Source organism: Streptomyces sp. NPDC058289, from assembly GCF_042880975.1.
Lineage (GTDB): Bacteria > Actinomycetota > Actinomycetes > Streptomycetales > Streptomycetaceae > Streptomyces > Streptomyces stoeckheimensis.
Map to the genome: position 1 here is coordinate 1 of NZ_JBHVYI010000153.1, position 12747 is coordinate 12747.

Here is a 12747-nt window from a genome sequence, read left to right on the forward strand (position 1 = left end):
CCGTGCAGTGGCCGACAGATCAAACTCAAGGCACCAGGGCCAGTCGTAGCGCGAGTCAGGCCACCGCCCGAAGCGGTACCTGAACATCCTCACAGCCGTAGCGAGTGGCCACCGCCCGGTGCTGTTTCAAGCGGTTGATGGCCCGCTCAACGGTGTTGCGTTTCTTGTAGCGGTCTTCGCCGAAGCCCGGCGGCCGTCCGCCGCGTGAGCCCTTGCGCAGGCGGGCGGCCTGGCTGTCGGTCTTCTCCGGGATCGTGTGCCGGATGCCCCGTCTGCGCAGGTACTGGTGGCACGGCCCGTTGCTGTAGGCCTTGTCCGCCGCGATGCTGTCGGGCTTCTTGCGGGGCCTGCCTAGCCCGAGTTTGGGGACGCGGATCTTCTCCAGCACAGCTTGGAACTGGGTGCAGTCGGCCCGCTGACCTGGGGTGACGATCAAGGACAGAGGGCGGCAGCGGCCGTCGGCGCTCAGGTGGAGCTTGGTGGTGAACCCGCCGCGCGAGCGTCCCAGGCCCTCACCTCCAGCACCACCTCCACCAGGCGTGCGACGAGGCTCTGCCACGGCGTCTCGACCTGGTGTTCTGGGACTTCGCCCCCCCGTTACCTTTTTCATGGCTCCGCAATGGGGCCTCCGGCCTTCGGGTCCGGCATGACTTCCCCCCCTTGTTGTTCATGATCCGGGGGGTGGTGTCACCGGGCCCGGAGGCATCGACGGACCGCTGATGAGGGGCTTGAGCACCGGCTTCACCCGAGCCGGAAGAGCTCTCCGTAACGTGGATGTGGTAGCTCGGTGCCCTGGCAAGGCCGGACGAAAGCGTGATGGAGGGGCCTGCACGTGATCGACACCGGCAACATCGACGTTTTCCTCGGCCTGGACGTCGGCAAAGGCGAACACCACGCCACCGCCGTCACCCCGACCGGAAAGAAGGCCTTCGACAAGCGCCTGCCCAACACAGAGCCCAAGCTCCGCGAGCTGTTCGCAAAGCTGCAGGCCAAGCACGGAACGGTGCTGGTCGTGGTCGACCAGCCGGCCTCGATCGGAGCCCTGCCGCTGGCCGTGGCGAGGGACATGGGATGCCCAGTCGCCTACTTACCGGGCCTGACGATGCGGCGGATCGCCGACCTCTACCCCGGCGAGGCGAAGACGGACGCGAAGGACGCGTTCATCATCGCCGACGCGGCCCGCGCGATGCCTCACACGCTGCGGGCGATCGACGGCGAGGACGAGACGATCGCCGAGCTTGAGATGATCGTTGGATTCGACGACGACCTGGCCGGCGAAGCGACCAGGGTCGCGAACCGGCTGCACGGTCTGCTGACCCAGATCCATCCGTCGCTGGAACGGGTGCTGGGGCCGCGGTTGCAGCACCCGGCCGTCCTCACGCTGCTGGAGCGGTTCGGGTCTCCGGCCCAGATCCGCAAGGCCGGCAGGCGTCGGCTGGTCACGTTGTTGAGGCCGAAGGCGCCACGGATGGCCGAGCGCCTGGTCGAGGAGATCTTCACCGCTCTGGACGAGCAGACCGTCACTGTTCCGGGCACCGAGGCGGCCGCGCTGATCGTCCCGAGCCTGGCCGGCTCGCTGACGGCCGTGCTTGATCAGCGCAAACTGCTGGCGGGGCGGATAGAGGAACTCCTGGAGTCTCACCCTCTTTCGAAGGTCCTGAGGTCGATGCCGGGAGTCGGCGTCAGGACCGGAGCCAGGATCCTGATCGAGGTCGGCGACGGCAGCACCTTCCCGACCGCCGGCCACCTTGCCGCCTACGCCGGACTCGCGCCCGCGACCCGCAGTTCCGGCTCCTCGATCCGCGGCGAACAGCCCTCCAGACGGGGAAAGAAGCAGCTCAAACGGGCTTTCTTCCTCTCCTCGTTCGCTGCCCTGGGCGACCCGGCATCGCGGGCTTACTACGACAAGAAGATCGCCCAAGGGAAACACCACACCCAAGCCCTGCTCTGCCTCGCCAGACGGCGGGCCGATGTCCTCTTCGCGATGCTCCGCGACGGAACCTTCTACGTACCCCAGCCCGCCAAGTCGGCCTGACCTGCAGAAATCGCATTACGAGGAACGACGGTCCCCGAGATGCACCGCGACATCTGAGCCCATACGCCAGCCGGCGAGACGCCGCGGGCTCACCCCGTGAAGGTTGTCCCCGTCCGGATCAGCACCGGCCTCGACCAGCAGCGACACCACCGCACCATCGCCTCGATACGTGAACACGGACTGCCACAACGGCGTATTGCCCTGCCCATCCGGCGCATCCACCTCCGCACCCGCCGCCAGGAGAGAACCGACAGCCACAGCATCCTGCTCGTCCGCAGCGAAGTGCAGCTGCGTCCACCCCCGGCGGCTCTCACGACCCAAGCCCTGATTCTCATCCGTCATGCCCGCCATCATCACGATCGCTTGACGAAGGAGATAGGGGCACCCCCCCCTTTGAGGCGGGGGCCGGCGGCGGGTCGGTGCGGGCACCCGCCGCATGCTGATGCGCCCGCACGATCGTGGAGTCGACCGAGACATCCCAGTCGATCTCGCCTGCGGTGTCGGCCTCGGCCTGGACCTGCTGGAGCAGACGCTCCCACGTCCCGTCGGACGACCACAGCCGGTGCCGTTCGTAGACCGTCTTCCACGGCCCGAACCGCTCGGGCAGGTCATGCCACTGAACACCGGTCCGCACCCGGTGCAGAATCCCATCGATCACCTGCCGATGATCCCGCCACCTGCCACAACGCCTGTTGCTGACCGGCAGGAACGGCCGCAACCGTCCCCACTCCGCATCACTCAGATCACCCCGCCCCATGGCAGGCAGAACGATCCGGAACCACGCCAGTCACAAGGTGACGCGAACCCTGGTTCTTAGTCCGTGATGAAGGGCGCATATCCGACCGGGACCTCGCTTACCTCAAGGTCCGAGAAAAGCAAGGTCAGATCGTGCGCGTTGGTCTCGATGTGAACCTCTCGGAAATCGATCCCGACAGCCTTCGACCAGCGACGGGTAGCCTCCGACTCAGGACGAAGCTCGGCACCGTAGAGCTCGTGGTATCTGGCGCCCCAGACGTAACCACCGAGGTCGGGGTCAGCGGTTTCGGGATCGAGGAGCCTGTCGTCCAGGGAATCTCGCCAGGTGTCCATGGACAGGAACGTCTCGCATCGGGCCTCTACGCAGTACCGGAAGAGGTACCGCAGGTAGGTCGGCGGGATCTGGGGGCCGTTCCACACGTGGACGATGACCTCGTAGTCACGCATGTAGTTGGTGTATCCGTGATGCACGACCAGTTGTTCGATGTTCTCGTCCAGCGTCCGCTGAAGGTCTGCGGTGTCCATGTCCCCCTTCTACCTCACCCGGCAAGCCCTTCGACAGCGAGATTCCGAGGCATTGGGCACCCGTCACCCGGTAGATCGCCCGGACAGGTCCTAGGCGGCGCCAACGTGATCGACTCCAGCCCCTGGCCCGCGGCCGGGCCAGAAACACATCATGTTTGCGGGCCTCGCCCTCACCACCGGCAAGCCCCGCCCGCTCCCCCGCAGTCAGATCCCGCCGGATCGCACGATGCAACGTCGTCAACGACGGTGCCGCCCCAGGAGGAGACTGCCGGGCAGCACGCTCGACGAGCTCACGCTGACCGCTGCCACATTCCCGCGCCACAACGCGAGCAGCACACGCACCTCGGCCGACACGACGAACCGGTCAGCGCTCGCCCGACGAGCGCCCGGGAGGCGTCCTGCCCCAGATCTCCAGGCAGGGGCTCGGCGAGCCACCGCCACACCGTCCGCTCCGACATCCCCAACGCCCCTGCATGCACCCGTACGTGCTCCGACTTCAACCGCCCGGCTTCCCGGAGCTCCAGCAGCCGACCCACCGTCGCACCACGCATCTCCACCCGCGCGGCCTCCGGCAAAACCGTCCCGCTCCCCCACCACCGCGGACCCCACAACAGACCAGGCCCTCCACAAGACCCCAAGCCTCCCGGCCTGCGATCCCACCATGGAGAAGAAGTACCGATGCCATGACAGCCAGGGCCCTGGAGGTGTACAGCCCCGTGACAGTGACAGCCACCCTGAACACCACCCCGATGTCAGTGGGACGAACCAGGCTCCTGGTCACACGAGCAGCACAAACACGCTTGCCGGACAACCCGTCGCTGCCAGCACCCCACTGACACCAACCCGGCACATCGACCTTGGCGGCCCTCTCGCAGTGGGTAGAACGAGAAGGCGCCCGCCGGCCGGTGCCGCGCGCCCACGGCGAGGAGATCACGGTCGAGGGCGGGGCGGAGCCGGTGGTGGTGAAGCTGGGCGTGTGGGTCTCCAACACCAAGTCAAGGCGGGACAAGCTCACCGCCGACCAGCTCGCAGACCTCGCCAAACTCGGCATGATGTGAGCGGGGCCTTAAGATTGAGGACGCAGTCTTACTTTGGGACCAAAGCAACAAAATAGGGGAACGAAATGACCGTAGAGAGTTTGGAAGATTCCTGGCAGCGCGTTGTCGACTGGCTGGAGACAAATGCGCCGGTAACTGCCTCTGAGTTGCACAGTCCAGTCAGGCCGGAGGATATCGATGCAGCCCAGGAACGTATGGGTGTATTCTTCCCCGAAGAATTTCGAGCCTGGCTTGTACTGACCGGGGCGGATAACGACCGCGAGACGACAGAAGGAGTCCTGCCAGGCTTTGGGGGCTTGCTTAGCCTCGCCAGAATGGAACGCATCTACCAACTGAAGATGGAAATCGAGAACGACGATCCATCCGACCCGGACGATGCTCCATTTTGGCAGGAGCACTGGATCCCGATCTTCGCAGACAGTGACGCCAAGTATGGAAAATTCCTGGACGCGCACACCGGCCAGATCGGATCGTTTGAGCATGCGGATGCACCATCCTTTGGTGTCCACGATTCACTGAGTGCCCTGTTCAGCGAGACTGCCGATCTCATGGCACAGATTGCTAATGCGAGTGCAGCCGTAGGTACTGTGCAGAACGGTCGGCTCATCTACTTGAGCTGACGATCACATTTTCCCTAGGGGAGACATCCATGGAGCCCACGTCGCCACGTCCGATACCTGCCCAAACCCTTGGCGGCATGGGCCAGCGAATCGTGTTGGTCTTGGTGGGGGGCCTGTTCGGGGTCGTGGGCGCAACGGGGTTCGCCGGGGCAACCGACCCTGCCAGCATCTTGATCAACGTCTCTGTCCTGGTGTTCGGCGCCTGGGTGGTCTTCCGCGGCTTTCTCTTGGGGCTCCGAATCGATACCAAGGGCATCACCGACCGCAGGGTCGGTCGCTCCAAGAGCGTGCCGTGGTGCGTTATCCGAGAGATCGACACCGAAACTCAGGGCCTGGGTGCAGTCCGGACCGGTGCCCCTGGGCTCGTTCTCAAGGGCGGCGAACACATCCCGCTCACGTCCCTCGCCTCGTACTCCCATCGCACCACCGAGGCCAACCTTGCTCTGCTCAAGTCCCTGCACGCGACCCACCGGGTCACCTGCCCCGACTGCGAGTGACCCGGCCCATGTTCACCGTGTCGTCGCACACGAAGAGGCAGGGTGGCTCCGGTTACCACGACAGCCCGTGCGTAACGGGAGTGTCGCCGTCACCCCGCTTCATCACCACGCAGAGAGTCGTCTAACACGTCGCCCGAAGAGCTGGAGTAGTTCTTCCGCCTCGAAGCCAAGGCGCTGGAGGCAGCCCGGTCGAAGCGGGCGCCGGCGAACCGGCTGGGGTGGCTGTGTTCGTGCCGTGCAATGGGCAAGGCGTCCAGCGGTCACGAGCAATCGAACCAGTGTCCGATGGGGCGTTCAGGGCAGGTGTGGCATTCGAAGATGTAGACGCCCCCGGCGTCGCCGAGGCACAGCTCGGCGGGGTTGTGGGCAGGGCCTTCCCATCGCTGACCGCCCCATTCGTTCTCGTCGATTCGGTCCTCATCGGGAAGCCAGGTGCGCCAGGACTCACCGTCGAATTCCCAGCTGGACACGGTCAGGAGGTGCTCCATCCTGCTGCCGCAGCCTTCACAGTCGGGCCACACCGGATCTTGTGTCCAACCCGGGTAGCCTCCCAGCTTGATTCCTGGCGCTTCCGCGAGGTGGTAGGAGTACAGCAGGCCGGTTTCACCGGGCAGTGCGTCGAAGCGGTCTCGGAGCACGTCGCGAAGCTCGTCAGGAAGGTCCCAGCTCGGGTACTCAGTCACCTGCTCGGGGTGAACCACACAGGGTCCCGGATACCAGTCCTTCGGAAGCTCGGCCGCCGGCTCCGGGGTTGACAGTACGTCGCCGACTGCACTGGCGTCCCGCCAGTGGACTTGGGGCAGGGGGTAGCAGAACTCGCCGTGGCCGTAGGGGCACCACAGGACCTGCAGCAGGTCTGTGCCCTCGGGGAAGGGTATGCCGGGCGCGTCTGCACGATGGATCTGCACGATGGGAACCATGGGTACAGCGGGCTGCGGCTGGCTGGTGGAGTTCATGCTGTCGTCGTAGTGCTCTTCCCGGCACACCGGCCAAGGCTCGGCGGCAGGCCAGAGCAGAGGACCTCCGACGGAACTGTCCTTGCAGGTCGGAGACCCAGGACGTGGGTGCAGGCGGACGGACTCGCGACGGAAGGGGAGCAGCTCGGGAAAGAGGCTCTCCATGTTGACGGGGCGATCAGGTGTGTGGCGGGACATACGCAGGACTTTAGAACTCAGGTACGACATCCAGTCCACCGGGCGCATGGCGCTCGGCACGTGGCCAGTGCCTGTCACCACCCCTGTGACGCACTAACTCGACAACATTCCGTCGCTCTCGACCAAGCGGCTGTTCTCCGCGGCTGACGACAAACGCTCTCCCCTGCCACCTACGCAACCACGCTGTGTCTCTTGGCTGTCGGTGCAGTGTGAGAGCCTCCGGGCATGAGCTACGACCTGGCTGTCTGGGAAGGTGAGCGGCCGGCGGACGACAAGAGTGCCCGCCGGTCCTTCAACGACCTGTATGACCGCTATCTCGATGGTGAGATCGAAGAACCTCCGTCTGAACGCATCACGGCCTACGTTGCGGCGCTTCTTGAGCGGTGGTGTGACATCACCGAGGACGAGGACGAGACGTCGCCCTGGTCGGTCGGGCCGTTGACCGCCGGTGCAAGTGGTCCTGTCATCTACTTTGGGATGGCCTGGAGCAGGGCCGAGGAAGCCTCGGCCTACGCGGCAGGTCTGGCGGACTCGATGGGGCTGCTCTGTTTCGATGTGCAGCAGGATCGGCTCAGGACGACCTGCCCGCCGCTCGCACGGCATTGATCGAAGGGGGGCTCCACTCGCCACCGGTGACCGACGTCCACGAGTAATGCGCATGGACAGTGGCCCTTCGCCCTGGTCCGGGCCGACGCCTACTTCGGACGTGGCCAGCTCGTCGAACGGCATGACACGGTGGCCGCGTGAACCTGCTCCCGTCCCTCCTCGCCGATCTGAATGCCCCCGAGGCCAGAGATCGTGACGCTGCCGCCGAGCAGCTCGGCGACATCTTGCGTTGGCCCAGCCTGACGCAGCACGAGGCGGAAACTTCCGTCGCGCGCTTGCTCACCGCCGCGATCGAGGACTCAGACGACGCCGTCCGAGAAAGTGCCCTCAACTCCATCGGCAATGCTTTCGAACACAAGGACCTGCCCCTCCATGTGGTCGCCGGGCTGGCACCGTGCCTCCACACGATGACCGCGCCCCTCCTCGAGCACGCCCTCGGCATTCTCGGCTCCACCCGTGACCTCGACGCCCACCAGATGATCGAGCCTTACCGACAACACCCCGTGGACTACGTCCGTGAAGCCGCCGTCGCGGCGCTCGCAGAGCTGCCCGACGACATCCCCCGATGGCCGACCACAACTCTTGACGGTTCCTCGCCATCCACTGGCGCTGGCTGCGCCGTTCAGATCGGCTCGCCTTGACTAGTGCAGAGAAGCCAAAGAACATGCGCGCGCTACGGAATCGGGGGAACCCCCTTTCTCTAGAACTGTGCCTGCTGCGGATCGGTGACGTTCGCCGGGACCTGGGGCGGTTCGGCAAGGTCCTCCTCAAGGGCAAGGGCAGCCAGGGCCGCGGAAAGAAGGAACGGCTCGTCCCACTCATCAACGGCTCCCGTGACCTGCTGGAATGGTGGGTGACCGGGCCGCGCTGGGAGTTCGACGACACGGTCAACGACCCCCGGGCCCCGCTGTTCCCCTCAGAACGCAGATACGGCGACGGCTCCAGCAGGGCCGTGACCGACGACGCTCTGCGGACCGGCCTCGCCGAGGCGCTCGCCCGGCACCTGCCGCATCAGGTCGGCCAGCTCACACCGCATGTGCTGCGGCACTTCGCCGCTTCCGACCTCTACCGCAACGGCATGGACGTCGTTGCCATCCAGGAAATCCTCGGACATGAATGGCTCAACACGACCATGATCTACGTGCACGTCGAGAAGTCCCATGTCGAAGACGCCTGGATCCGCGCGGGGCAACGTGCCACCACGCGATTCGGAGGGGCACGCCGATGAAGTGGAACCTGCGGATGGTCGCCGCCCAGCGCGACATCTGGAAGGCATCCGAGCTCCAACGGATGCTCGCGGACGCCGGATTGGTGATCTCCGCCGGCAAAATGTCCCACCTTTGGTCCGGACGGCCCCTGACCGTCCGCCTGGCCGACCTCGACATCATCTGCGAGGTTCTGGACTGCACGACCGCCGACCTCCTCGTCCCGGAGAAGGCCAGCGTCCGGCAGGAGACCACGACACTGGAGGCGGAGAAGCAGGTCGTCGGCGGCAGCCCGATCACGCACCAGCGCCGGCCGGGGGGCTCGGGGCCGCCGCTATGAGCAAGCCCGTCCGGCGATCACGCCCCTGGGCCACCCGCAGTTGCCGGGACTGCTTTGGCTGGGCTGGATCGACCGCCCTCGCTGCAAAGCATGCTGGGGCTTCATCGCGAAAGCCACCAGCGGCCACTGCGACGTCTGCACACGCGAGGTCGCCGCGATGGGCGGGATCTGCCGCCTCTGCCGCCGCCAGGCCAGCCTGATCGCCGGCCCGGGCAACAAGACCCGCGTCGACCTGACAGTAGCCGCGCGCACAGGACATCAGCTCTTCATCATCGGCACCCTGCGACCGCGCGGCGGCTCCCAGCCTCAGCTTGTTTCAGCGGAACCTCGGCCATCGCGGCCGCACCGTGTTCCCGCACGTTGGACGGAACTGTTGTTGTTCGAGATGCCGCGCGAGCTTCGCGGAGTCAGCAGCAAGGGCCCACCCCTCGACCCTCAACTGTTCGTGTCCTTGAGCGTCCGGGCCGCCCAGATGACGGAACTGCGCGGCTGGCCGCCCCGCACTCTGGGCTCAGTGCGACGCGGCATCCGGATTCTCTGCGCGGTTCACCGGCGAGGGGAGCGAATCCGGGCCTCGACCATCGCCCAGCTCACCCACACGGCAGTGCCGGCCACCCACGTCCTGGAGGTCTTCGAAGAACTGGACGTCTTCCTCGACGACCGGCCTGACGCGCTCGACGCATGGTGCGAGGAACACCTCTCGTTCCTCGCCTCAGATGTCCGTACCGAACTGGACGTGTGGATCGAGATCCTGAGGCACGGGACCCCGCGCCGAAGGCCACGTGCCCACGCGACGGTCATCACGAACCTGAGGAGCATCCTGCCGTTCCTGACCGAGTACGCCGGTAAGTACACAACCCTGCGGCAGACGACCCGCGAGGACATCACCAGCTGGCTCGCCGACCGGCCCTATCGCGTATACGACGCCAGTGCCCTGCGTTCGCTGTTCAGCACACTCAAGACCGAAGGGCTGATCTTCGCCAACCCGATGCGAGGCATCAAAGGCGGCAAGGTGGCGATCAAGATCCCCGCATCACTCACTGCGGACGAGGTCGAGTCCGTCGCTCTTGCCGCACTGCAGAATCCGGCCCTTCGCGTGGTCGTGGCCTTGTCCGGGATCCACGCACTGCCCGCCCGCCAGATCCGCGCGATGATGCTGGAGCAGGTGGACCTACCCGGACGCCGACTCGATCCCGAGGGCCTGAACCGTCCGCTCGACGACTACACCAGCGTGGCGATCTCCGACTACGTCGCCTACCGCCACGACCGCTGGCCGAACAGCACCAACCCACACCTGCTGATCAGCCGGAACACAGCCACCACCACGACAGCAGGGGGCACGTTCTGGATGAACAGGCTGGTCAAAGACCTGCCCGTAGGGGTCGAACGGCTACGACCGGACCACATCCTTGAGGAGGCCCTCGCCAACGGCGCTGACCCCCTCCACCTCGCGCACGTCTTCTCGCTCAGCGCCAAGGCCAGCCTCCGCTACACCAGCGCAGTGACCGAATCGGAAGGAGAGCAGGCACCGAGCACCCGCTGATCCCGAGCTTTACTCCGCAGGGAGCCGTCGCCGGCCCTCCGGGGTGAAGGTGAAGGTCTGGCGGAAGTACCCCGTTCCGAAGCGCACCGCAAGCAGGAGGGGTTCTTTGTCCTTACGCCCAACCGCTCGGCGGCCTGGTCCGGGCCTAAGGGCACGTGCCGGTCGAGGAGGGCAGGCAGGTCCCGGCGGCGCGCGAGCGTGTTCACCTGATCCGGGTGGACGTCGGGGAAGACGGTGTCTGCGCCGAGGACGACGAGGAGGCCGACGCGGACAAGGTGGCCGACCGCTGCAGCGGTCACCCGCGGCCGGCCCCGCAACGGCTCCCCCAAAGCCTCCGTCAACCGGTCCGCCGCCGCCCATCGGGCCCCGCAGCGCAGCCCACACCTGCTCCGGGCCGGCCGGGGTGCACAGCGTGCGCGCGCTGCGGCGGTTGCTGCGCCGCCGCGGTCGCGGCCCCCCACGGCTGACCAGGCGATGCCGGGTGTCCGAGCGCCGCGGGTACGCCGAAGGCGGCGGTCCCCCAACGCTCGCGCCCGGGTGCCGTCCCGGGGGCGGGTCGTGTCTCCATGACCGAGCTATGCCGCTCCTCGCCCGGGATCACAAGTCCGGCTATCACCCAGTTCTGCCACGGCACATACCAGTCGCCCGCCCGCGAACGGGCGCTCCACCTGAGTGGCTCTGTGCACGCGTAGTGAAGCCGGTTGTCCACCGTCTCGGAAGGCAGCCGGGTCGATCCGGGGTCGATGATCACGAGAACGGGGTGGCACCCCGTGGCGACCCTGCAGTCCGAGTTGAGTCAGGGAGACGCAGGGCCGGTCACGGGGCCAACCGCGCTCCGGCAGCGGCCCGAACCTCTGGTGTTTTTATCGGGTCGTCGCGGAGTACGGCGATTCGGTGCAGGGTCTGCGGGTTGTGGGGTGCCGAGGCGATGGCCAGGAGCCGTGCCCGTTCCTCGCAGTCCCAGAGCGACTCGGTGTGCGCCTCGTCCAGGCCGGACGGGTCGATCGCGGCGAGTGCTTTCAGGTAGTCGGCGCGCTCGTACGAATGCGGGGTGTGCCGCCAGTAGCGCCAGAGGACGGGCACGGCGTCGGCAGCTTCGGGTCCGAAGCGCGCCAGTCTCTTCGCGGTGGTGTCGGGTCCGCACCAGGCGCGGGCCTCCCACTGTTCGGCGAGTTCGGCCACGAGCCCCGGCAGCGCCTCCGGCCCGGGGTGGTCGGCCAGGATGTCCGCCCCCAGCCGGGCCAGCCACTCCCGCCCGTCCACAGCCCACCCGCGCGGCGCTGGCTACAGCCATCGTCCTGAACCCGAGCCGGCAACAGCCGGCGGTCTTGGACCCTGACGCCGCCACCACGAGCCGACCGACATCACGAGTTCAAGTTCAGTACCCGCGGAACGAAACGGACCTGCACCACGCAAACGACACGCACCGGCCTAAAAGCGCCAGCTCAGTGCCTCGCATGCTGGTGCAAACCTGCGTCACCACCCCGTGAAGAATCCCTGGCGCCTATCGCAGGAGTACTGCGAAACATCGCAACGCACCCACCTCGCAATTGAAGCGAGCATGACATTTATGCGCGTTCACGCTTTGCGCTTGGATAGTCGCGCACCGGTGGCACGTTAGCGACACCACCGCAAGGGGGTAACCCCTTTCCCGTTTCGACCGGGGAGCCTGATAGGCGGCAACCAGGTGAAATGACCTGAGGCGTCGCCCAAAAGAAACGAGAAGAGATCGCCAATGTGTCCACATTGGGCACGATTCGACTTGCGGTGACGTATTGTCAGTTGCGGGTGCAAATTCTCATAAACGTGATGAACTGCCCTCAGGTTCCATGTTGATCAATTCTCATCAAATGTTTAGCCTCTACCGTGCGACGCCTTCTGTGCCGTCGCCGTGGGGGCCGGGGAGGCCCTCATCCTTCTTCTGGGGTGGGTAAGTGTCAGTAAGAGAACAGAGACGGCTTCGCCGTGCTCTGAGTGCTGCGATTGGTGTGGCTCTGCTCATCGGAGTTTCGCCCGCATACGGGGCTGAGGCGCTGTCGAAGACTGCGTCGGAAGCACCGCTGCCCGAGGGGCAGCAAGCATTGAAGAAGGCGGCCAAGAGCCGCCAGCGTGTGGAAGTCGTGGGTGAGCGTTCGGAGTTCACCACGACCTTTGCGAATCCCGATGGGAAGACGTTCCGCCTCGTCCAGTCGGTCGTGCCCGTCCGGGTAAAGGGCGCCGGTGGTGCCTGGGTAGAGCCCGATGCAACGTTGGTGACCCGCCCGGACGGAACGGTGGGGCCTAAGGCCGCCGTCGTCGACCTGAGCTTCTCGGGCGGCGGTAACAAATCGGACCTCGTGAAGATCGAGCGGGCCGGCCGCACCCTCGGCTTGGGCTGGGGCAAGGCCCAGCCCAAACCCAAGCACGAG

13 protein-coding genes and 3 pseudogenes are annotated in these 12747 nt (G+C 66.1%); 10 read left to right on the plus strand and 6 right to left on the minus strand.

All coding sequences use genetic code 11. The features are described from left to right. Positions 1-55: 55 nt before the first annotated feature. Positions 56-610, minus strand: coding sequence for an IS5 family transposase (locus tag ACFVX6_RS39255; protein WP_389699379.1), 555 nt, complete (start codon positions 608-610; stop codon positions 56-58). Between the two features lie 222 nt (positions 611-832). Here ACFVX6_RS39255 and ACFVX6_RS39260 point away from each other — a divergent pair, with 222 nt between their 5' ends. Beyond that, positions 833-2035, plus strand: a complete 1203-nt coding sequence (locus ACFVX6_RS39260) for an IS110 family transposase (protein ID WP_389699380.1) — start codon at positions 833-835, stop codon at positions 2033-2035. A gap of 15 nt (positions 2036-2050) precedes the next feature. Here ACFVX6_RS39260 and ACFVX6_RS39265 read toward each other — a convergent pair whose 3' ends face one another. The 3 genes and pseudogenes from ACFVX6_RS39265 to ACFVX6_RS39275 all read right to left on the minus strand — a co-directional run bounded on the left by ACFVX6_RS39265 (position 2051) and on the right by ACFVX6_RS39275 (position 3316). After that, the gene (locus ACFVX6_RS39265; protein WP_389699381.1) at positions 2051-2377 is read right to left on the minus strand and encodes an ankyrin repeat domain-containing protein; all 327 of its coding nucleotides are present in this window, start codon (positions 2375-2377) and stop codon (positions 2051-2053) included. Between the two features lie 67 nt (positions 2378-2444). Continuing rightward, positions 2445-2792, minus strand: a pseudogene (locus ACFVX6_RS39270) (IS5 family transposase); the annotation flags it as partial. A 56-nt stretch (positions 2793-2848) separates the two neighbouring features. Then, complete coding sequence (locus ACFVX6_RS39275; RefSeq protein ID WP_389699382.1) at positions 2849-3316, minus strand: hypothetical protein; 468 nt, start codon at positions 3314-3316, stop codon at positions 2849-2851. 857 nt (positions 3317-4173) lie between these two features. Between ACFVX6_RS39275 and ACFVX6_RS39280 the strand changes: the two are divergent. The 3 genes and pseudogenes from ACFVX6_RS39280 to ACFVX6_RS39290 form a co-directional block, all read left to right on the plus strand. Beyond that, positions 4174-4374, plus strand: a pseudogene (locus ACFVX6_RS39280) (helicase associated domain-containing protein); the annotation flags it as partial. 65 nt (positions 4375-4439) lie between these two features. Further along, on the plus strand, positions 4440-4994 hold the full coding sequence (locus tag ACFVX6_RS39285) for an SMI1/KNR4 family protein (RefSeq protein ID WP_389699383.1): 555 nt from the start codon (positions 4440-4442) through the stop codon (positions 4992-4994). Positions 4995-5071: 77 nt separating this feature from the next. Next, the gene (locus ACFVX6_RS39290; protein WP_389699384.1) at positions 5072-5491 is read left to right on the plus strand and encodes a hypothetical protein; all 420 of its coding nucleotides are present in this window, start codon (positions 5072-5074) and stop codon (positions 5489-5491) included. 260 nt (positions 5492-5751) lie between these two features. On the opposite strand, the gene ACFVX6_RS39295 is transcribed toward ACFVX6_RS39290, so the two are convergent. Further along, positions 5752-6447 carry a DUF1963 domain-containing protein gene (locus tag ACFVX6_RS39295; protein ID WP_389699385.1) on the minus strand — a complete coding sequence of 232 codons (696 nt, stop codon included), beginning with the start codon at positions 6445-6447 and terminating at the stop codon, positions 5752-5754. A 423-nt stretch (positions 6448-6870) separates the two neighbouring features. Here ACFVX6_RS39295 and ACFVX6_RS39300 point away from each other — a divergent pair, with 423 nt between their 5' ends. From ACFVX6_RS39300 to ACFVX6_RS39320, 5 genes are all read left to right on the plus strand, one after another. Beyond that, positions 6871-7251 carry a hypothetical protein gene (locus ACFVX6_RS39300; protein WP_389699386.1) on the plus strand — a complete coding sequence of 127 codons (381 nt, stop codon included), beginning with the start codon at positions 6871-6873 and terminating at the stop codon, positions 7249-7251. Positions 7252-7388: 137 nt separating this feature from the next. Then, positions 7389-7892 carry a hypothetical protein gene (locus tag ACFVX6_RS39305; protein WP_389699387.1) on the plus strand — a complete coding sequence of 168 codons (504 nt, stop codon included), beginning with the start codon at positions 7389-7391 and terminating at the stop codon, positions 7890-7892. Between the two features lie 23 nt (positions 7893-7915). Then, complete coding sequence (locus ACFVX6_RS39310; protein ID WP_389699388.1) at positions 7916-8479, plus strand: tyrosine-type recombinase/integrase; 564 nt, start codon at positions 7916-7918, stop codon at positions 8477-8479. Beyond that, positions 8476-8796 carry a helix-turn-helix domain-containing protein gene (locus ACFVX6_RS39315; protein ID WP_389699389.1) on the plus strand — a complete coding sequence of 107 codons (321 nt, stop codon included), beginning with the start codon at positions 8476-8478 and terminating at the stop codon, positions 8794-8796. The genes ACFVX6_RS39310 and ACFVX6_RS39315 overlap by 4 nt, the downstream gene beginning before the upstream one ends. 40 nt (positions 8797-8836) lie before the next feature. Continuing rightward, positions 8837-10339 (plus strand): hypothetical protein, encoded by a 1503-nt coding sequence (locus tag ACFVX6_RS39320; protein WP_389699390.1) that lies wholly within the window; start codon positions 8837-8839, stop codon positions 10337-10339. A gap of 816 nt (positions 10340-11155) precedes the next feature. Here ACFVX6_RS39320 and ACFVX6_RS39325 read toward each other — a convergent pair. Continuing rightward, positions 11156-11602 carry a hypothetical protein gene (locus tag ACFVX6_RS39325; protein WP_389699391.1) on the minus strand — a complete coding sequence of 149 codons (447 nt, stop codon included), beginning with the start codon at positions 11600-11602 and terminating at the stop codon, positions 11156-11158. 725 nt (positions 11603-12327) lie between these two features. On the opposite strand from ACFVX6_RS39325, the pseudogene ACFVX6_RS39330 reads away from it, so the two are divergent. Continuing rightward, positions 12328-12747, plus strand: a pseudogene (locus tag ACFVX6_RS39330) (LamG domain protein jellyroll fold domain protein); the annotation flags it as partial.

Excerpts from the sequence above, each read along its gene's own strand:
- ACFVX6_RS39300 (WP_389699386.1), top strand. The coding sequence starts at position 6,871 with ATGAGCTACGACCTGGCTGTCTGGGAAGGTGAGCGGCCGGCGGACGAC.
- ACFVX6_RS39315 (WP_389699389.1), top strand. The coding sequence starts at position 8,476 with ATGAAGTGGAACCTGCGGATGGTCGCCGCCCAGCGCGACATCTGGAAG.
- ACFVX6_RS39255 (WP_389699379.1), bottom strand. The coding sequence starts at position 610 with ATGAAAAAGGTAACGGGGGGGCGAAGTCCCAGAACACCAGGTCGAGAC.
- ACFVX6_RS39285 (WP_389699383.1), top strand. The coding sequence starts at position 4,440 with ATGACCGTAGAGAGTTTGGAAGATTCCTGGCAGCGCGTTGTCGACTGG.
- ACFVX6_RS39290 (WP_389699384.1), top strand. The coding sequence starts at position 5,072 with ATGGGCCAGCGAATCGTGTTGGTCTTGGTGGGGGGCCTGTTCGGGGTC.
- ACFVX6_RS39275 (WP_389699382.1), bottom strand. The coding sequence starts at position 3,316 with ATGGACACCGCAGACCTTCAGCGGACGCTGGACGAGAACATCGAACAA.
- ACFVX6_RS39265 (WP_389699381.1), bottom strand. The coding sequence starts at position 2,377 with ATGACGGATGAGAATCAGGGCTTGGGTCGTGAGAGCCGCCGGGGGTGG.
- ACFVX6_RS39295 (WP_389699385.1), bottom strand. The coding sequence starts at position 6,447 with ATGAACTCCACCAGCCAGCCGCAGCCCGCTGTACCCATGGTTCCCATC.
- ACFVX6_RS39310 (WP_389699388.1), top strand. The coding sequence starts at position 7,916 with ATGCGCGCGCTACGGAATCGGGGGAACCCCCTTTCTCTAGAACTGTGC.